The sequence below is a fragment of the Micromonospora sp. NPDC049048 genome, assembly GCF_043197615.1.
Classification (GTDB): domain Bacteria; phylum Actinomycetota; class Actinomycetes; order Mycobacteriales; family Micromonosporaceae; genus Micromonospora.
This window is the reverse complement of the sequence record NZ_JBICTM010000001.1, coordinates 405,721-423,961: the sequence shown is the minus strand read 5'-3', so window position 1 is coordinate 423,961 and position 18,241 is coordinate 405,721. Positions and strand designations below refer to the sequence as shown.

General features: G+C 72.5%; 16 protein-coding genes. 3 read left to right on the top strand and 13 right to left on the bottom strand.

What is annotated here, in order from left to right; genetic code table 11:
• Positions 1–117 precede the first annotated feature (117 nt).
• Positions 118–960 carry a hypothetical protein gene (locus ACGFIG_RS01990; RefSeq protein ID WP_392999388.1) on the top strand — a complete coding sequence of 281 codons (843 nt, stop codon included), beginning with the start codon at positions 118–120 and terminating at the stop codon, positions 958–960.
• Positions 961–1,052: 92 nt separating this feature from the next.
• On the opposite strand, the gene ACGFIG_RS01985 is transcribed toward ACGFIG_RS01990, so the two are convergent.
• The 6 genes from ACGFIG_RS01985 to ACGFIG_RS01960 form a co-directional block, all read right to left on the bottom strand.
• Positions 1,053–1,799: an SDR family NAD(P)-dependent oxidoreductase gene (locus ACGFIG_RS01985; RefSeq protein WP_392998269.1), complete on the bottom strand. Its 747-nt coding sequence runs from the start codon at positions 1,797–1,799 to the stop codon at positions 1,053–1,055.
• A gap of 94 nt (positions 1,800–1,893) precedes the next feature.
• Positions 1,894–3,021, bottom strand: coding sequence for a branched-chain amino acid ABC transporter permease (locus ACGFIG_RS01980; RefSeq protein WP_392998267.1), 1,128 nt, complete (start codon positions 3,019–3,021; stop codon positions 1,894–1,896).
• The gene (locus tag ACGFIG_RS01975; RefSeq protein ID WP_392998265.1) at positions 3,018–3,908 is read right to left on the bottom strand and encodes a branched-chain amino acid ABC transporter permease; all 891 of its coding nucleotides are present in this window, start codon (positions 3,906–3,908) and stop codon (positions 3,018–3,020) included. Before ACGFIG_RS01975 ends, ACGFIG_RS01980 begins: the two co-directional genes overlap by 4 nt.
• The gene (locus ACGFIG_RS01970) at positions 3,908–4,675 is read right to left on the bottom strand and encodes an ABC transporter ATP-binding protein (RefSeq protein ID WP_392998263.1); all 768 of its coding nucleotides are present in this window, start codon (positions 4,673–4,675) and stop codon (positions 3,908–3,910) included. Before ACGFIG_RS01970 ends, ACGFIG_RS01975 begins: the two co-directional genes overlap by 1 nt.
• Positions 4,676–4,730: 55 nt before the next feature.
• A complete protein-coding gene (locus ACGFIG_RS01965) occupies positions 4,731–5,474 on the bottom strand; it encodes an ABC transporter ATP-binding protein (RefSeq protein WP_392998261.1) in 744 nt (247 codons plus the stop codon).
• 6 nt (positions 5,475–5,480) lie between these two features.
• The gene (locus ACGFIG_RS01960; protein WP_392998259.1) at positions 5,481–6,680 is read right to left on the bottom strand and encodes a substrate-binding domain-containing protein; all 1,200 of its coding nucleotides are present in this window, start codon (positions 6,678–6,680) and stop codon (positions 5,481–5,483) included.
• Between the two features lie 761 nt (positions 6,681–7,441).
• On the opposite strand from ACGFIG_RS01960, the gene ACGFIG_RS01955 reads away from it, so the two are divergent.
• Positions 7,442–8,776: a TrkH family potassium uptake protein gene (locus tag ACGFIG_RS01955; RefSeq protein ID WP_392998257.1), complete on the top strand. Its 1,335-nt coding sequence runs from the start codon at positions 7,442–7,444 to the stop codon at positions 8,774–8,776.
• Positions 8,766–9,434, top strand: a complete 669-nt coding sequence (locus ACGFIG_RS01950; RefSeq protein WP_392998255.1) for a potassium channel family protein — start codon at positions 8,766–8,768, stop codon at positions 9,432–9,434. The genes ACGFIG_RS01955 and ACGFIG_RS01950 overlap by 11 nt, the downstream gene beginning before the upstream one ends.
• Positions 9,435–9,445: 11 nt before the next feature.
• On the opposite strand, the gene ACGFIG_RS01945 is transcribed toward ACGFIG_RS01950, so the two are convergent.
• The 7 genes from ACGFIG_RS01945 to ACGFIG_RS01915 all read right to left on the bottom strand — a co-directional run bounded on the left by ACGFIG_RS01945 (position 9,446) and on the right by ACGFIG_RS01915 (position 18,232).
• Complete coding sequence (locus ACGFIG_RS01945) at positions 9,446–11,110, bottom strand: protein kinase (RefSeq protein ID WP_392998253.1); 1,665 nt, start codon at positions 11,108–11,110, stop codon at positions 9,446–9,448.
• Positions 11,111–11,180: 70 nt separating this feature from the next.
• Positions 11,181–12,734 carry a fused MFS/spermidine synthase gene (locus ACGFIG_RS01940; RefSeq protein WP_392998251.1) on the bottom strand — a complete coding sequence of 518 codons (1,554 nt, stop codon included), beginning with the start codon at positions 12,732–12,734 and terminating at the stop codon, positions 11,181–11,183.
• A gap of 36 nt (positions 12,735–12,770) precedes the next feature.
• Positions 12,771–13,814 carry a coiled-coil domain-containing protein gene (locus tag ACGFIG_RS01935; protein WP_392999386.1) on the bottom strand — a complete coding sequence of 348 codons (1,044 nt, stop codon included), beginning with the start codon at positions 13,812–13,814 and terminating at the stop codon, positions 12,771–12,773.
• Between the two features lie 192 nt (positions 13,815–14,006).
• On the bottom strand, positions 14,007–14,819 hold the full coding sequence (locus ACGFIG_RS01930) for an inositol monophosphatase family protein (protein ID WP_392998249.1): 813 nt from the start codon (positions 14,817–14,819) through the stop codon (positions 14,007–14,009).
• A complete protein-coding gene (locus tag ACGFIG_RS01925) occupies positions 14,812–15,264 on the bottom strand; it encodes a response regulator (protein ID WP_311413128.1) in 453 nt (150 codons plus the stop codon). The genes ACGFIG_RS01930 and ACGFIG_RS01925 overlap by 8 nt, the downstream gene beginning before the upstream one ends.
• Positions 15,261–17,018, bottom strand: coding sequence for an ATP-binding protein (locus tag ACGFIG_RS01920; protein WP_392998247.1), 1,758 nt, complete (start codon positions 17,016–17,018; stop codon positions 15,261–15,263). The genes ACGFIG_RS01925 and ACGFIG_RS01920 overlap by 4 nt, the downstream gene beginning before the upstream one ends.
• Entirely contained in the window at positions 17,015–18,232 is a 1,218-nt protein-coding gene (locus ACGFIG_RS01915; protein WP_392998245.1) for a PP2C family protein-serine/threonine phosphatase, read from the bottom strand. Before ACGFIG_RS01915 ends, ACGFIG_RS01920 begins: the two co-directional genes overlap by 4 nt.
• Positions 18,233–18,241: the final 9 nt, after the last annotated feature.

Below are 18,241 nucleotides of genomic sequence, written 5' to 3'. Positions count from 1 at the left end.
CGCTCCCGCGAGCACGGCGGACCGGTCCGGGCGGGGCCTCAGGGGGCAACGCGCCGGCACGGTCGCGTGCCAGGATCTGCGGCGGCAACAGTCCGGCTACGAAAGAGAACCATGCGAATCACGCAGCAGATCGGCACTGCCGGAAGGGTCCGGCGGGTCGCGGCGGCAACCGTCTCCCTGGTGGCCGCGACCTCCCTGGCGGCCGGGTGCGGGAACGACGACGCCCGGGACGCCCCGGCGGCCTCCTCCCCGGCCCCCTCGGCGTCCCCGTCGGCCAACCCGAAGAGCACGCTCCTGGCCGCGGTGCCGACCGAGGAGGATCCGGCCTTCCGGTTCAGCGGCAGCGACCCGACCGGCGTCGTCACCGGCGTGGTGGACCCGGCGGGCAAGGGCATGGACCTCACCGTCACCGAGAAGGACGAGGAACTCGACTTCACGATGAAGCTGTCCTTCCGCCTGATCGAGCAGCGCTCCTGGATGAAGGTGAGCTTCGACGGCGCCGACGATCTCAGCAGCCTGCTGAAGCTGCCGAAGAACTGGATGGAACTCGACCACGCGAAGCTCACCGACCCGGCCAGCGTGCCGCACTACGAGGGCGCCGACCCGGGCAACACCGGCGCGATCCTCCGGGCGGCGGGAGACACCGTGACGGAGCAGCACGGGACCTACACCGGCACCGTGGACCTGACCGACGGCGAGCACGTACGCCAGGCCATGACGGACAGCGTGGACGTAGACGCGCTCGGGGAGGCCGCGAAGGCGGTCCCGTTCACGGCCGTCGTCGGGGCGGACGGGAACCTCACCTCGCTCACCCTTCAGATCCCGGCGGTCGGCAAGCGCAAGGCCACGAAGTACGTCGTCAAGTACTTCGACTTCGGCAAGGCCCCGAAGGTCACCGAGCCGACGGGCAGCCAGGTGCAGAAGGCGCCGGCCTCGGCGTACGAGCTGCTGAACGGCTGACGGCGGGGACACCGGGGACGGGGGTCGCGGCCGGCGCGGAGACGGCCGCGACCCCGGCACGTACGCCCCCGCCGCTTCCCGCCTGCCCCGGCTCAGCGGCCGAGGACCGAGCCGCCGTTGACCCCGAGCACCTGCCCGGTGACGTAGCCGGCCGCCGGGCCGGCCAGGTAGCGGACCGCCTCGGCGATGTCCTCCGGGATGCCGGCGCGGCCGACCAGGGTCGCCGCCACCCGCTTCGCGTGCCCCTCCGGGGTCATCCGGTCGCCGAAGAACTCGGTGTCGGCGACGTAGCCGGGGCTGACCACGTTGACCGTGATCTGTTCCGGTCCGAGCTGCGCCGCCAGGTCGTACGCCCAGCCGTGCAGCGCCGCCTTCGCCGCCGAGTACGCCCCGGCGCCACCCCGCTGGGCGGCGATCGAGCTGACCAGGACGACCCGCCCACCGGGGCGGCGCAGGGCGGGCCGGAGCGCCTCCGTGAGCAGTACGGCGGTGAGCACGTTGGCGTCCAGGTTGGCCCGCCAGTGCGCCGCCGTTCCAGCCAGGGTGCCGGTGTCACCACCCAGGTAGCCGCCCGCGTTGTTGACGACCACGTCGACCGCCCGCCCGTCGACGGCGTCGACCACCCGGGTCACCTGCCCGGGATCGGTCAGGTCGGCGGCGACGGCGCGTACGGCGTCCGGCCGCCCGCACTCGGCGCCGATGCGCTCGGCGGCGGCGGCGAGCACGTCCGCCCGCCGCCCCACGATCAGCACGGCACACCCGTCGGCGACCAGCGCCCGGGCGACGGCCGCGCCGATTCCCGTTCCCCCGCCGCTGACGACCGCCAGCCGTTCACCCATGGTGATCCCCTTCCACGCAGCAGCCCCGCCGATCATGCAGCCGTCGCCAGGTGGCGGCAACTGCGTATCGGCGGGGCCGGGAGGGCCTGCGCGGTCAGGGACGGCGGGACGGGGGACGCAGCGAGTGCCGCAGGAGCGCCACCCGGGGGGCGAGGCTGGCCAGGCCGCCGGGGAAGAAGTAGACGGCCAGGATGAAGACCGTGCCGAGCACGAAGAGCGGCTGCGACAGCGGGTTGCTCAGGAATGCCGGCAGGGCCTCCACCGCGTCGGACGTGCCGAACGCGACCAGCCGGTGGTCCAGGTACATGTAGAGGATCCCGCCGATCACCGGGCCCCACCGGGTGCCCGGACCGCCCAGCACCACCATGACCAGCAGCGCCAGGGTCCACTCGGAGGAGGTGATGTGCGGCGACGCGCCGCCGACGATCAGGACGTAGACCACGCCCCCGGCCGCCGCCAGCCCACCGGCCAGGGTGAACGCCACCAGCTTGAACCGGTACGGGTCGAGCCCGAGCACCCCGATGCGCCGCTCGTCGTCGCGCAGGCCGGCGAGCACCCGCCCGGTCGGCGAGCCGGAGACCCGGTGCACCACCAGGACCACCACGACCAGGTACGCCAGCGCCAACCAGTAGAGGTTGACGGTGTTGGTGACCCCGACCAGCCCTTCGGGCAGCCCGGACACGTCCAGCGGCAGCCCCTCCTCGCCGCCGGTGAGCCCGCCGAAGTCGCGGGCCACCAGGATCGCCCCGACCTGGGCGAAGGCGAGCGTCACCATGGCGAACGCGATCCCGACGGTACGCAGCGCCACCGCGCCGATCAGCGCGGCGAGGATCGTCCCGCCGGTGACCGCGAGCAGTCCCGCCTGCCACAGCGGCAGCCCCGCCTTGGTGACGAGGATGTCGGTGCCGTAGACGCCGGCGGCGAAGTAGAGGGCGTGGCCGAAGGAGAGCATCCCGGTCCGCCCGTAGAGCAGGTCGTACCCGGCCGCCAGGCCGCCGAAGACCAGGCAGACGGCGAGCAGTTGCAGGGTGCCCGGGGAGTTCAGCGCCCCCTCGAAGATGCCCGGCAGGTGCAGCGTGGAGTACGGCAGGATCAGGGCGACCACCAGCGCGACCAGCGGCAGGTACGGGCGCAGCCCGTGCCACCGTCGGCGCCCCGGCGTCAGCTCGTCGGGTACCGCCGCGGCCGGCGCCGGAACCTCGGGGCTCTTGACCTCGGTCATGCCGTTGCCACCTTTCCGGCGATGCCCTGCGGGCGCAGCAGCAGCACCACGGCCAGCAGCGCGACCACGCAGATGTCGCCCAGCCCGGAGGTGCCGTAGTAGTTGACGAACTGTTGGGTCAGGCCGACCGCGACGGCCGCGTACGCGGACCCGGTCACCGAGCCCATCCCGCCGATGACCACCACGATGAACGCGAAGATCAGCAGCGAGCCGCCCTGGCCGGGCGAGACGGTGCCGAAGTAGACGCCGCCGAGCGCGCCGGCCAGCGCCGCCGCCGCCCCGCCGATCGCGAAGACCAGGGTGAACGCCTTGCGCACGTCGATGCCGAGCGCCGTGACCATCTCCCGGTTCTCCACGCCGGCCCGGATGATCAGGCCGTAGCGGGTCCAGCGGAGGAAGGCCAGGATCGCGCCGAGCACCAGCACCGCGGCGATGATCAGCAACAGGCCGCCGTTGGGCACGTTCGCGCCGAGGATCGAGGTGACCTGCCGGCTCCACTCGGGCCGTGGGAACGGCCGGGCGTCCGCACCCCAGGTGGCCTGGAGCAGCGCCACGCCGGCCAGCGAGAGGCCGACGGTGACGAGCACCTGCTCGATGGTGCGGGAGTAGAGCGGCCGGATCAGCACCAGCTCGACGAGCACCGCCACGAGCGTGCCGGCGGCCACCCCGAAGGCGACCGCGAGCACGAAGCCGAAGCCGTCCGAGCCGGCGCCGGGCAGGTTGTGCGCCGCCCACCAGGTCCCGTACGCGCCGACGCCGAGGAAGACGCCGTGCGCGAAGTTGAGCACGTCGGCCAGGCCAAAGACCAGGGAGAGCCCGCTGGCCACCAGGAAGTAGAGCGCCGCCAGGCCGAGCCCGGTCAGCGTCAACAGGATGACGGTGTCCATCAGTGCTGGTCCTTCCGCGCGGCGGCCGGCGTACCGGCGGGGTGGTGTCCCTCCGCCGAGCCGACGCCCAGCAGCGACTTCGTCAGGGCGGTCTCCAGCAGCAGTTCCTGCGCGCTGCCGGTCCAGGCGACCTGGCCGGCGGCCAGCACGACCGCGTCCCGGGCGAGCCGCCGGACCACGGCCAGGTTCTGCTCGACCAGCAGCACCGGCACGGATTCGGCGACCCGTTCCAGCACCTCGGCCACCTCGGTCACCACCTTCGGCGCAAGCCCCTTGGTCGGCTCGTCGACGAGCAGCAGCCGGTTGTCGTTGAGCAGCACCCGGCCGATCGCGAGCATCTGCTGCTGCCCGCCGGAGAGCGAGCCGGCCCGTTGCCGTCCGCGCCGGTCCAGCTCCGGGAAGAGCGCGAAGACCTTGTCGTACGCCGGTACGCTGCCCCGCCGCTCGGCGAGCCGGAGGTTCTCCGCGACGGTGAGCCCGGCGAAGACGCACCGGTCCTCCGGCACGTAGCCGAGCCCGCCGCGGACCAGCCGGTGGGTGGGCCGGGCCAGCAGGCTCTGGGCACCCATGCGGACGGTTCCGCGCACCTCGCCGGCGGGCGGGGTGAGGCCGACGACGGCGCGCAGCGTGGTCGTCTTGCCCACGCCGTTGCGCCCGAGCAGGACCGTGACGCCGGTCGGGGCGACCGTGAAGGACACCCCCTGGAGGATGTGCAGCCCGGCGATGCGGACCGACAGGTTCTCCACGCTGAGAATGGGTTCCATCATGAGCCGCCTTTCGTTCGCGACTGCGGGACTCGCAAACCCGGCTCATTCCTCGCGCTCACAGAGCCTCCCCCAGGTAGGCCTCTTGCACGGTGGGGTTGGCCATCACCGTCTCCGGGGTGTCGCAGGCCAGCAGCGCGCCGTGGTGCATCACGGCGATCCGGTCGGCCAGCTCCAGGATGACGTCCATGTGGTGCTCGACCATCAGCACCGACCGGCCGCTGTCGCCGGTGAGCGAGCGGATCACCGAGACCAGTTCGGGCACGTCCTCGGCGCTGACCCCGGCCATCGGCTCGTCGAGCAGCATGACCCGGGGCTCCCCGGCCAGCAGCAGGGCGATCTCCAGCTTCCGCTTCTCGCCGTGGGCGAGGGTGCCGGCCAGCGCCGTACCCCGGTGGGCGAGGCCGACCCGGTCGAGCGCCGCGTCGGCGGCGGCGGCGACCTCACGGTCGGCCGCCGCCCGCCGCCACAGCTTCATCGAGCCCCCGCGGTGCGCCTGCACGGCGAGCCGGACGTTCTCCCGCACGCTGAGCGAGCCGAAGACCGAGGATGCCTGGAAGGTACGGCCGAGCCCGAGGCGGGCCCGCTTGTGCGGCGGGAGGGAGCCGATGTCCTGCCCGTCGAGAGTGATCCGACCTTCCGTGGCCCGGCGTACGCCGGTGATCAGGTTGAACAGTGAGGTCTTGCCGGCGCCGTTGGGCCCGATGACGCCGAGGAACTCCCCGGGCGCCAGGTCGAGGTAGACGCCGTCGACGATGGCGACCTCACCGATCCGCCAGGTCAGACCGCGGGTGGTGAGCATCTGCTGTCAGCCCTTCATCGCCACGGCAGGCGGCGCGGACTCGTCCCCGGTGAGCGCCTTCTGGGCGGTGGCCGTGAACGCGGTGCCGCTGCCGGACAGCTTGGCCTGGAACATCGGCTGGAGCAGCGCGTGGTCCTCGGCCCGGATGGTCATCTTGCCCTTGACCCCGTCGAAGCTCCAGCCCTCCAGCGCCGTGATCATCTTCTCGACGTCGTCGCCGCCCTCGGCGATGGCGCGGACGACCATCTGGGCGGCGGCGAAGCCGTCCGGGTGGAACAGGTCGACGGTGCCGACCTTGGCCTTCAGCGCCTGCACGGCCTCGTTGTCGGAGGCCCCGTCGAAGTAGTGCGACAGGAAGGAGATCTTGGTGCCGGCGGCGCCGAAGGTCGGCCACGAGGCCCGGATGTCCAGGCCGGTGACGACCGTGGTGGAGGAGAGCACGCCCTGCTGGTCGAGCGTCTGCCACATCGCGGGGGCGGTGGTGCCGGCCCAGGCGACGAAGAGCAGGTCCGGCTTGGCGGACTTGATCTGGCTGGCGAACGGGGTGAACTCCGTGGCGCTGGCCGGCGCCCGTACGCTGCTGACGGCCGCGCCCGCGCCGCCGATGACGGCCTTCACGGCCGCCTCGTTGGCGTCGCCGAAGGCGCCGTCCTGGGCGAAGACCACGACCTTCTTCCCGGCCGGGTCGCCGATGAACGACTTGGCGGTCACCACGTCCTGGTACGACTGCCGCCCGGAGCGGAACGTGTACTTGTTCGCGCCGGTCACCGCGTCGGTGGCGGCCGGGCCGGAGATGAAGAGGACCTTGTTCTGCGCGGCGATCGGGGCGACCTGGAGGGCCACGCCGGAGGCCGTCGAACCCGCGATGATCTTGTTGCCCTTGCCGATCAGGTCCTTGGCCGCGGAGACCGCCTTGGCCGGGTCGCCCGCGTCGTCGACCTCGGTGACCTCGATCGCCCGGTCGCCCACCTTGTTGGTGCCCTTGGTGGCGAAGTCGAGGCCGGCCTTGAATCCCTCGATGTACTGCTTGCCGTAGCTGGCGAGGGCTCCCGACTGGGAGTAGACCAGGCCAACCTTCACCGGTGCGGCGCTGTCGCCGCCGCCGGAGGCGGTGTCCTGCGGGCTACCACAGGCCGTGGCGGCGAGCGCCGCGGCCATCATCGTGGCGGCGGACAGGAACACCCGCCGCGTCGTCCGGACCGTCATTGCGACTCCACGTGAGGACTCGGAGGTAGGAACTCATATGACGGCCCACGCTAGAAGTGACGTCACCCACGGGCTATGTGGCCGAAACACACAAGTAACAGGGGTGGGGTGGTCACCCGTACCAGCCGTCGGCACGCGACGCCGAAAGCACGGGGCGACGGTGGCGCTACCCACCATCGCCGGCTCGCCTCGTGTGTCTGACGGGGACACCGCAAACGGACTCCGCCGACAGACCCAGCGGCCGGGAACACCAGGGGCGGCGGCGTCCGTCACGGCCACTTCGGCGGCACACCGGGCCCCGTCACCGTAGCCGCCCGCTGCCTAGCCGGCCCTCGGCAGCCGCCGCTGCGTAGCCGGCCCACCGGGCAGCCGCCCACCGCGTAGGCGCTTCCGCCGCCACGCCGAACCGCACCGCCACGCCACCTCTGTCGGCACACCGGGACCGCTCGGGAGATCTCGGTAGGAAAGTGCCCCTCAAGGGGCCGTTTCGTACCAAGGTCTCCGGGTTCGCCGGCTGACACACCGCTGATTGCCGGCCGGGATGACGACGTCGTCGGGTTCGACCCGCCCCCCATATACGGGCAGCTCGACAGCGTCCGCGCGGTGCACTCCGGCACGCCTGAATCGTCTACGACATCAGCTCGACAGCGTCCGCGCAGCCATCCGGGCACACCCCGAATCGCCTGCGTCTGACGCGGGATGAAGTCGTGCGGGATGCCGGTTCTCGCACCCGGATCGCGGTGGAAAAGGAAGATTGTCTGGTGCGCCGGCTCCTTCGTCACCCCGTACGGCTGGTGCCGTTCGGATTCCTGGTGACGATCATGGTCGGTACCGGGCTGCTGATGCTGCCCTGGGCCACCAGCGAGTACCGGCAGACCCCGTTCCTGACCGCCCTGTTCACGGCCACCTCGGCGGTGTCGGTGACCGGGATGACGATCGTGGACACCCCGCACTACTGGAACGGGTTCGGTCTCGCGATGATCACCGTGCTCACGCAGGTCGGCGGCCTGGGCATCGTCACCGGGGCGACCCTGGTGATCCTCGTGGTGGCCCGGCGACTGGGACTGCGCAGCCGGCTGCTGGTGCAGGCCGAGACGGCCGAGTTCGGCCTCGGTGACGTACGCCGGCTGCTGCTGCGCATCGCCGGCCTCGCGCTGGTCTGCGAGGCGCTCATCACCGCGATTCTGACCGCCCGGCTGTGGGTCGCCTACGACTACCCGTTCGGCCGGGCCCTGTGGGGCGGGGTCTTCCACGCCGTCCAGGCCTTCAACAACGGCGGATTCGCCCTCTACACCGACAACCTGATCGGCTTCTCCACCGACGCGTGGTTCACCCTGCCGCTCTCGATCGGCACCATCATCGGCGGGCTCGGCTTCCCGGCGCTGTTCGAGGCGGTCCGGGAGTGGCGACAGCCGGCCCGCTGGGCGGTCGCCACGAAGCTGACCGTGTGGGGGAGCCTGACGCTGCTGACGGTGGGCTTCCTCGGCCTGCTGGTGATCGAGTGGGAGAACCCCCGCACCCTGGGCATCCACGCCTGGTCGGAGAAGCTCCTGGTGGCGTTCACGCAGAACGCGTTCACCCGCACCGGTGGCTTCAACGTCATCGACGTGAACAGCATGGAAGAGGAGAGCTACCCCCTGGTCATCGCGCTGATGTTCATCGGCGGCGGCAGCGCCAGCACGGCCGGCGGGATCAAGGTGGCCACCTTCTTCCTGCTCGCCTTCGTCCTGTGGGCCGAACTGCGGGGCGAGCCGGACGTGACGGTCGGGCACCGCCGGGTGGCCACCGCCAGCCAGCGGCAGGCCCTCACCATCGCGCTGCTCAGCGTCGCGCTGCTGGCCGGCGGCACGATGCTGTTGATCTTCCTCACCGAGGGCGTCCCCCTCTACGCCGCGCTGTTCGACGTGACCTCGGCGCTCACCACCACCGGCTTCAGCATCGGGGTCGCCGCGTCGCTGCCGGAGAACGGCCAGGTCGCCCTGATCATCCTCATGTTCGTCGGCCGGATCGGGCCCCTGACCCTCGGGTCGGCGATCGCCCTGAACACCCGGCGGCGGCTGTACCGCTACCCGGAGGAGCAACCCATTGTCGGCTAGGAAGACGGACGAGGGCAGCGTCCTGGTCATCGGACTGGGTCGGTTCGGCTGCTACCTGTCCCGCGCGTTGACCGCGCTGAACCACGAGGTGCTGGCCGTCGACCGCGACGCGGAGCGGGTGCAGCGGTGGTCGGCGCAGCTCGACCGCGTCGTGCAGGCCGACGCCACCGAGGAGGGGACGCTGCGCCAACTCGGCGTGGCGGAATTCGGCCGGGCGGTGGTCGCCATCGGCGCCTCGCTGGAGGCCAGCGTGCTGACGGTGCTGGCGCTGGCCGACCTGGGCGTACCGCAGATCTGGGCACGGGCCACCTCGACGAAGCACGCCAAGATCCTGGACTCGGTCGGCGCGCACCACGTCATCTTTCCCGAGGCGGAGACCGGCGAGCGGGTGGCCCACCTGATCGTCAGCAGGATGCTCGACTTCATCGAGTTCGGCGACGACTTCGCCATCGCCAAGGTGTGCAGCCCGGAGTCGATGGTCGGCCGACCGCTCGCGGAGCTGACCCCCACCGAGCAGCACGGGGTGCGGGTGGTGGGCGTGAAACTGCCCGGAGAACGCTTCCGCTACGCCACGGACGCCACGGTGATCGCGCCGGGCAGCATGCTGATCGTCGAAGGGGACATCGGGCAGGTGCAACGGTTCGCGGAACTCAGCTGACCCCGGCAGGATCAGTCATCGTCCTCGTCCCTTTCCTCGCTTGCTTTTTTTGCCCCACCCGCCCCCTTTCCCTTGCCGGAGTTGTCGGACTTGGCCTTCGGCCCGCCGGAGTTGCCGCCCGCCTTGCCGGCGGACGTGCCGGCCTTCTTCGCCGGGGTCTTGACGCTGGGCTTGGCCGGCGCCTTCGACGGTGCCTTGCTGGGTGCGACGCTGGGTGCCGCACCGGCCACCCCGGAGACCTGCGCCCCGCAGGTCTCCTCGCCGAGGCGGAACTCCAGCGGCAGCGGGTTCACGCCGGTGTGGCGGCCGGTCAGGGTGAGCTTCTCCGACGCGCCGGGCGCCAGCGCGGCCCGCTCCGGGCCGGCCGCCACGAGCACCGTACGGCCCTGCTGGCGCACCGGCACGGGCGTCGCCTTCGTCACCGTCTGCTGGCCCGGGAAGGTGAAACTGAGCCGCCAGTCGCGCAACTCCCGCGTGCCGGCGTTGGTCAGGGTCAGCTCGGCGGCGAAGTCCTTGCCCGAGTCCTTACGCAACGTGTACGCGACCCGGCAGGGCGGCGCCGTCGGCACCGGGGCGCCCATCCGCGCCTGCGTCTGCTGGTCGATGCCCCCGCTGGCGGGGCTGTGCGAGGTCACCCCCCACAACGCCGCCGTCACCGCCACCAGCCCGGCGGCGGCCACCCCCGCCTCGATCCGCCGGCGTCGGGTCGCCGCGCGCCGGTTGCGCGTACGGGAGAACGGCAGCGCGTCGGTCGCGGCGGACCAGGGCAGGATCGTGGTGCCGGCGGCGGCGAACGCGGCCTCGTCCACGGGCCCCGCCGGAGAGACCGGCACCGGGGCGATCATGCCGGCGGCCTCGGCGAGCGTCCGCGCGACCTCGGCGGTGGCGGGACGGTCCTCGGGGCGCTTGGCCAGGCAGCGGCCCACCAGCTCGCGCACCTCGTCGGGCAGCCCCGGCACCGGCGGCATGGGATCCGGCTCGTTGTACATGTGCGCGCGCAGCATCTGCGTGGTGGTGCTCGCCTGCCAGGGCAGCCGGCCGGTCAGCATCCGGTAGAGCAGCAGGCCGACGGCGTACACGTCGGTGGCCGGGGAGACCTGGCCGTTGTCGAGCCGCTCCGGCGCGAGGTACGCGGGCGTGCCGAGCAGGGCACCGTCCGGCCCCTTCTCCTTCTCCCCCACCAGCGCCGAGATGCCGAAGTCGACCACCTTCACGCCGATGGCGGTCAACATGATGTTGCCCGGGGTCACGTCGCGGTGCACCACGCCACGGGCGTGCGCGGTGGCGAGCGCCGAGGTGACCTCCGCGCCGATCGTCACCGCGTCCCGCCAGGGCAGGCTGCCCCGGCGCAGCCGGCCGGTCAGCGACTCGCCGTCGACCAGCTCCATGACGACGTACGGGACGGTCAGGCCGACCTGCTCGGACTCGCCGTAGTCGTACACGTTGGTGATGTTGGGGTGGCACAGCCGGGCGGCGGCCTGCGCCTCGATCCGGATGCGGTGCCGGAACGCGCGGTCGCTGGCCAGCCGCGACGCGAGTACCTTGACCGCCACCTGGCGGCCCAGCACCTCGTCGTAGCCGCGCCAGACCACGGACATGCCGCCCGCGCCGAGCTGCTCGATCAGCCGGTACCGCTCACCCAGCAGTTGTGCGCCGTCCCGGATCCCTCCACCCATGGGGATCGTTGTTGCCCCGGACCGCCCCGGCTACACATCAAGGGTCGGAATCGGTCACCGATTCACCCGTTCAGGCGGTGGCCAGGAGCTGGTCCACCGGCGCGTAGTCGTCGGTCAGCACCAGCGCCTCGCCGACGAAGCCGGTGAGGTCGGCGCCCGCCAGGAGACTGGCGTCCTCCCGCAGCTCGGCCAGCCGGGCGCGGACCGCCTCCAGCGGCAGCGGGGCGTCGGAGGCGACGATGAGGAAGTTCGAGCCCTCCCGCCCGGCCAGCGCCGCCGCCGGGGCGATCAGCGCGACGTGCCGGAACTCGGCGGCGACGGTGGCCAGCTCGCTGCGGATGAAGCGCAGCGGCGGGTAGTCGATGACGTTCTGCACGTAGACGCCGCCGGGGCGGGTCACCCGGCGGACCTCGGCGGCCATCTCCCGGGTGGCCAGGTGCCAGGGCACCACCAGGTGCCCGAAGGCGTCGCCGACCACCAGGTCGCGGCTGTCGCTGGCCTCCGCCGCGACCAGCAGCCGGGCGTCACCCACCACCGCCCGCAGGTCCGGCCCCTGGCGTACGCCGAGCTGGCGCTCGCCCAGCTCGACCAGCCCGCCGTCGATCTCGAACACGACGTTGTCGGTGCCGGGACGGGTGGCGGTCAGGTAGCGGGGCACGGTGAACCCGCCCCCGCCCAGGTGCAGCGCGTCGAGCCGCTGCCCCTTCGGGGCCACCACGTCGGCCACCGCCCCGATCCACCGCGTGTACGCGTACTCCAGGTGGGTGGGGTCGGCGAGATCCACGTACGAGTGCTGGGCGGAGTTGAGCAGTAGGGTGCGGCCGGACTCGCGGCCGGGGTCGGCCTCCACGCTGGCGCAGTGGTAGGCGGTCTCGATGTCGCACGGGTTCGGGGCGACCGTGGTCAGCCCGGCGCCGACGAGCCCCAGCACCGCCAGGGCGGCCTTGGCGCGGGCGGGGCCGGGCAGCTCGGCGCGGTCCTGGCGGCGCAGCCACACCCCGAGGCCGAGCCCGGTGAGCCCGAGCGAGGCCGCCAGGGCGAACAGGATGACCGTGCTGGGCAGCGCGGCCACCAGCACGAACCCGGTGCCCAGGGTGGCCGTGATCCCGCCCAGCGTGCCGATGCCGGAGAGCCGGCCGACCACCTGGCCGGTGCGCCGCAGGTCGGCGAGCTGAAGCTTGACCACCAGCGGCGTGACCGCGGCGAGCAGGGCCGCCGGCACGAAGACGGCGAGCGCGACGAGCAGCAGGATGGCCGAGGCCGCCCCGCCGCGCAGCACCTCGCCGGCGTACCGGACGACGGGCAGGGTGACCGCCGTGGCGATGCCGGCCAGCACCAGCGCCGGAGCCAGCAGGACGCGCGGGTTGCGCCGGTCCGCCAGCCAGCCGCCCGTCCAGGCCCCGTAGGCGATGGCGGCCAGGGCGATGCCGATGACCGAGCTGGTCACCTGAAGGGTCACCCCGACGTACGGTCCGACCAGCCGCAGCGCGACGGTCTCCAGCACCAGGACGGCGCCGCTGGAGAAGAAGACCAGGAACGCGGCGAGGCCGTTGGGCAGGGCCCGGGCGGTCGTCGCCAGCGGCGTGGCCGGCGGGACCGTGACGTCGGAGGATGCGGAGCTCACCCGCGCGATGGTACGCAGGAAAACTGGGCCCGCGGGTCAGTACATCGAGAGATGAACATGGTTCGTGTGGTCGGCGGCGGGACTGCCGCTGCCGCTGTAGGCCCGCCAACCGGTGCCCGGGTGCCAGATCTGCCGGTACCAGATCACGTAGAGCACGCCCAGCCGGCTGGCGTTGCGCACGTGCCAGGCGGCCAGGCTGTCCCCGTACGCCTTGTCGCCGCCCGTGGCGGTCTTGTCCTCGAACCCGCCCGCGGCGGCCGAGAAGTCGCAGGCCCGCCCCTTGGGGTGCTCGCCGGAGCCGCCGCTGCGGTAGCAGGAGACGTAGCGCTTGTAGCCGGCGGCCTTGGTCTGGTTGAGGGCGTTGAGCGTGCGCGGGGTGATGCAGCCGGAGGTGGTCGGGTCGTTGACCGAGCAGGACTCCGACGGCCAGGAGCCGTCCGAGTTGCGGGGCGCCGGCTTCGCCGAGGACGAGCTGGCGCCGCTGAAGCCGCCGCTGCTGCCCGAGCTGACCGCCGCTAGCGCCGCCTCGGCCTCCTTCTTCTTCTTCGCCATCACCGCGAGCTGCTTCTGCTGCTCACGGACCTCGGTGTCGATGGCGATCTTCGCCTGCCGGGCCTGCTCGCGTGCCTCGGTCAGGCTGCGCAGCCGCTTGCCGTCGCGCTGCGCCATCATGTCGAGGCTGGCCGCCCGTTCCAGGAACGCCTCCGGCGAGGCGCTGTTGAGCAGCATCGACGTGGGCGTCAACCGGCCCAGCCGGTACGACTGGGCGGCCACCTCGCCGACCTGCGCGGTCAGCTCGACCAGCCGGACCTCCACCTCGCCCAGCTGCTTGACCAGCTGCTTCTGCCGGGCCTTGGAGTTGTCCAGCTTCCCCTTGGCCTCGATGTGCGCCTTGGCGGTGGCCTCCAGGGCGTCCCGGAGCTTCTTGGTGCCGCCCTCGTTGGGTTCCGCGTACGCGGGCACCGCGCCGCCGGCGAAGAACATCGTCACGGCGAGGAGCAGGGCGGTCAGCGGGCGGCGGACGCGCCCACCGGTGGACGGGGCGGTCAGCTGGGGGCGGCCGTGACGCCCGACGGGCATGGTCCTGCGCACGAAAGCATCCTTCCGTCGGCCACCGGCCCCGGACGACAGCACGGCGCGGCGGCGACCCCTGCCGGGCGCCGGTCGGCGGCCTGCTGGCAGAGACCGGCGGTCAGGATACCGGACGGAGCACGATTGACCAGGCCCGCGAACGCCGGGGCCGGCCAACGTCGACGCAGTGTCGCGTCGGCGTCACGCACCGCCGAGCAGCGTCTCGCGTACCTGCGCCCAGATCTCCTCGCTCGCGGCCACCAGGAGGCCGTGGCCCTCGTCCGCCGGACGGTAGTCCGTGCCGTCGAAGCGCCGGGCCACCCCGCCCGCCGCACGCACCAGCAGGCTGCCGGGGGCGTGGTCCCAGGGCAGGGTCCGCCAGAAGAGCACGAAGTCCTGATCCCCGGTCAGCACGTCCAGGTATTCGCGCCCAGCGCAGTGCTGGCCGGGAAGCAGCTCGCCCAGCCGCGCGCCGCCGGCCTCGACCAGCGCCCGCGACGCGGACGGCAGCGCGTGCGACATCGCGGCGCCGCGTACCGCGTCGAGCGCGGGCGCCCGGTCGCCGGTCCACAGCGGCCGGCCGTCGAGCCGGGTCCCCTCGCCGGCCCGCGCGACGGCCAGCGTCCCGGCGAGCGGGTCGAGCACCCAGGCGGCGACCGGCTCCCCGTCGGTCAGCAACGCCACCATCAGCGCGAACGGCTGCCGGCCGGCGGCGAAGTTCGAGGTGCCGTCGACCGGGTCGACGAGCCACACGTCGCCGGCGCCGCGCAGGTGGTCAAGCAGGGTCGGATCGTCGGCCACCGCCTCCTCGCCGACCACCAGCGAGCCGGGGCGCAGCCGGCGCAGGGCCGCCGAAATGATCTCCTCGGCACGGCGGTCGGCGACGGTGACGAGCTCACCCGGCGCCTTCTCGCTGACGTCGGCGTCGTCGAGCTTGCGGAACAGCGGAAGCACGACCTGGTCGGCGGTCTCGCGCAGCAGACCACCGACGTCGTCGAGCAGGGTGTCAGCCACGCGGCGGCAGCTTCACCACGCTGACGAAGAACTCGTCGATCTGCCGGACCACCGAGATGAAGCGCTCGAAGTCCACCGGCTTCGTCACGTACGCGTTGGCGTGCAGCTGGTAGCTGCGCAGGATGTCCTCGTCGGCCTGGGAGGTCGTCAGCACCACGACCGGGATCCGGCAGAGCTGCTCGTCCTTCTTGATCTCCTCCAGCACCTCCCGCCCGTCGCGGCGGGGCAGGTTCAGGTCGAGCAGGATCAGGTCCGGCTGCACCACGTCGGCGTACTGGCCCTCCCGCCGCAGGTAGGCCAGCGCCTCGGCGCCGTCGGAGACGACGGTCAGCCGGTTGCGGAGCTTGTGCTCCTCGAACGCCTCCTGGGTCATCAACACGTCACCCGGGTCGTCCTCGACCAGCAGGACCTCGATCGGGCTCTTGCCGTCCGCCGGCGCGGTCATCCCACCGTCTCCCTCATGTCACCCGTTCTACCGTCTTCCGGTGCCCGGTCGGGCCCATCCGTGGCGTCCGGCCCGTCGGCACGCCCGCCTACCTGCGCCGGGGCGGCGGTACCGGCCTCCGTGGCGGGCTCGTCGCCGTCCCCGGTCACGGCCTCGTCGGCCGCCGGCTCGTCGGCCGGCCCGTCCGTCGACTCGGCCGCCGCCTCGACGTCCTCGGGCAGCGCCGGGAGGGTGAAGCGGATCGCCGTGCCCTCCTCGACGTCGGTGTCCACCCAGACCCGGCCGCCGTGGTATTCCACGATCTTCTTGACGATCGCCAGCCCGATCCCGGTGCCCGGGTACGCGTCCTTGGCGTGCAGCCGCTGGAAGATGACGAAGATCTTGTCGGCGAACTCGGGCTCGATGCCGATGCCGTTGTCCTGGCAGCTGATCTCCCACTCGTCGCCCACGAGGCGGGCCGAGATGTGCACCTTCGGCGGCACGTCGGGGCGGCGGAACTTCACCGAGTTGCTGACCAGGTTGGCCAGCAGGTTGGTCAGCAGCGGCTCCTCGCCGCGGATGACCGGCAGCTCGCCCCAGGTCAGCTCCGCGTCGGCGTACTGGCGGGCCGCCTCGGTCTGGCCGGCCACGTCGCCCATGACCTTGTTCATGTCGACCTCGGTGAAACCCGTGGTGAGCCGGCCGATCCGGGAGAAGGCGAGCAGGTCGTTGATGAGGCGCTGCATCCGCTGCGCGCCGTCGACCGCGAACGCGATGTACTGGTCGGCCCGCTCGTCCAACTGCCCCGCGTAGCGGCGCTGGAGGAGCTGGCAGAAGCTGGCCACCTTGCGCAGCGGCTCCTGGAGGTCGTGCGAGGCGACGTACGCGAACTGCTCCAGGTCACGGTTGGAGCGGGTGAGCTCCTCGGCCTGCTTCTGGAGCTGGCTGTTGACCCACTCGATGCGCTCGCGGGCCTCCCGTACCTCCGCCAGGTCCTTGGCGATCTTGCGCCGCATCGCGTCGACGTCCTCGGCGAGCCGCATGAACTCGGGTGGGCCGGCGCCGACAATGCCGTGCTGGTAGTCGCCCTCGGCCACCTCCCGGACCTGGTCGGCGAGCCCCGTGAGCGGGCGGATCACCATCTTGTCCAACGAGACCAGCAGCATGCTGCCGGCGACGATGACCACCCCGACGGCCACGATCAGCAGCACGACCAGCAGGTTGCTGGTCCGCTCCACGTCCGCGGCGCTGCGCTGCCGGGTCTCGAAGATCTCCTGCTGGAGATGGTCGAGCGCGTCCCGGACGTCGTTGAACTGTTCCCGGGCCTGGTCCGTGATGAGCGCCTGAGCGGCGCTGGTGCCACTCTGATCCGTGGTGGTGACCACCGGCACCGCCACCGCCTGGCGCCACACCTCGGCCCGTTCCTCCACCACCCGGATCTCCTGCCGGAGCTCCGGGTAGTCGGCGACGAGCCGGTGCATCGAGGCGACCAGGTCCTGCTCGCGCTTGCGCCCGGCGTCGTAGGGCGCCAGGTCGGCCGGGTTGCCGCTGACCGCGTAGCCGCGCACCGCCGTCTCCTGGTCCAGCAGCGCGTTCAGCAGCTCCTGCGCCTGCACCCGCAGCGGGCCGGTCTTGTTCAGGATCGCGTCGATGTGCGACCGGTTCTTCGCCGCCAGGGCCACCTCGCCGGCGGCCAGGCCGAGCAGGAGGACGGCGACGACGACGAGCAGCGTGACGACCCTCCGGCGCAGGGTCCAGTCGCGTACGGCCGTCACCGGCCACCGCCCCGGCTGACCAGCAGCATGGCGACGTCGTCGGCGAACGGGCCGCCGTTGAGCTGCTCGGCGCGCCCGACCAGCCAGGCCGGCAGCTCGGACAGCGGCACGGCGAGGGTCGCCGGGTCGGCGAGCAGTCCGCTGAGGCCGGGTACGTCGAGGCGCTCGTCGCCCTCGCCGATCCGGCCCTCGATCAGGCCGTCGGTGTACATCAACAGGGACCAGTCATCGGTGTCGAACTCCAGGTCGTAGGCCACGGGCCGGCGGGGTCGTACGCCGAGGAGCAGACCGCCGGGTGCCGGCACCGGCACCACCTTGCCCCCGGCGAGCAGCAGCGGCGGCGGGTGCCCGGCCAGCCGGACGGTGCCCCGGTTGGCGTCGAGGTCCAGCCGCACGGTGGCGACGGTCGCGAAGATCTCCTGGAGGCGGCGCTCGCTCATCAGCACCTGTTCCAGCGCCGGGAGCACCTCGTCGTCGGGTACGCCGGCGAGGATCAGGGCCCGCCAGGCGACGCGGAGCTCGACGCCGAGGGCCGCCTCGTCCACGCCGTGCCCGCAGACGTCGCCGATGATCAGGTCGAGCCGGTCGGGTCGGGTCTGCACCACGTCGTAGAAGTCGCCGCCGATCAGGGCGGCGTGCCGGCCGGGCCGGTAGAAGGTGTGCACCGCGACGACGTCGGTGGTCATCAGCGGCTGCGGCAGCAGGCCCCGTTCCAGTCGGGCCGACTCGGCCTGGCGCAGCTCGACCTCGCGCAGCCGCCGGGCGTTCTCGTCGGCGCGCTTGCGCTCCACCGCGTAGCGCAGCGCCCGGGTCAGCAGCACCCCGTCGACCTGGCCCTTGACCAGGTAGTCCTGGGCGCCCTCGGCGACCGCGACGATGCCGAGGTGCTCGTCGGATCGGCCGGTCAGTACGCAGACGGCGGCGCCGCTGGCCATCTCCAGCACCTGGCGCAGCCCGTCGAGGCCCTGCGCGTCGGGCAGGCCGAGGTCGAGCAGGACGCAGTCGACGCCCAGTACGCGCTGCCGCGCCTCGCTGAGGCTGGTCGCCACCAGCAGGTTGATCATCGAGTTGGTCTCGGCGAGCAGCTCGCCGACCAGGAAGGCGTCGCCCTCGTCGTCCTCGACCAGCAGCACCCGCAGCCGCTCGCCCGGCGGCAGGTTGGGATGCCGTCCCATGCCGCCGTGCGGGTACGGTCCGACGGAGGAACCGGCCATGCCGGTCCC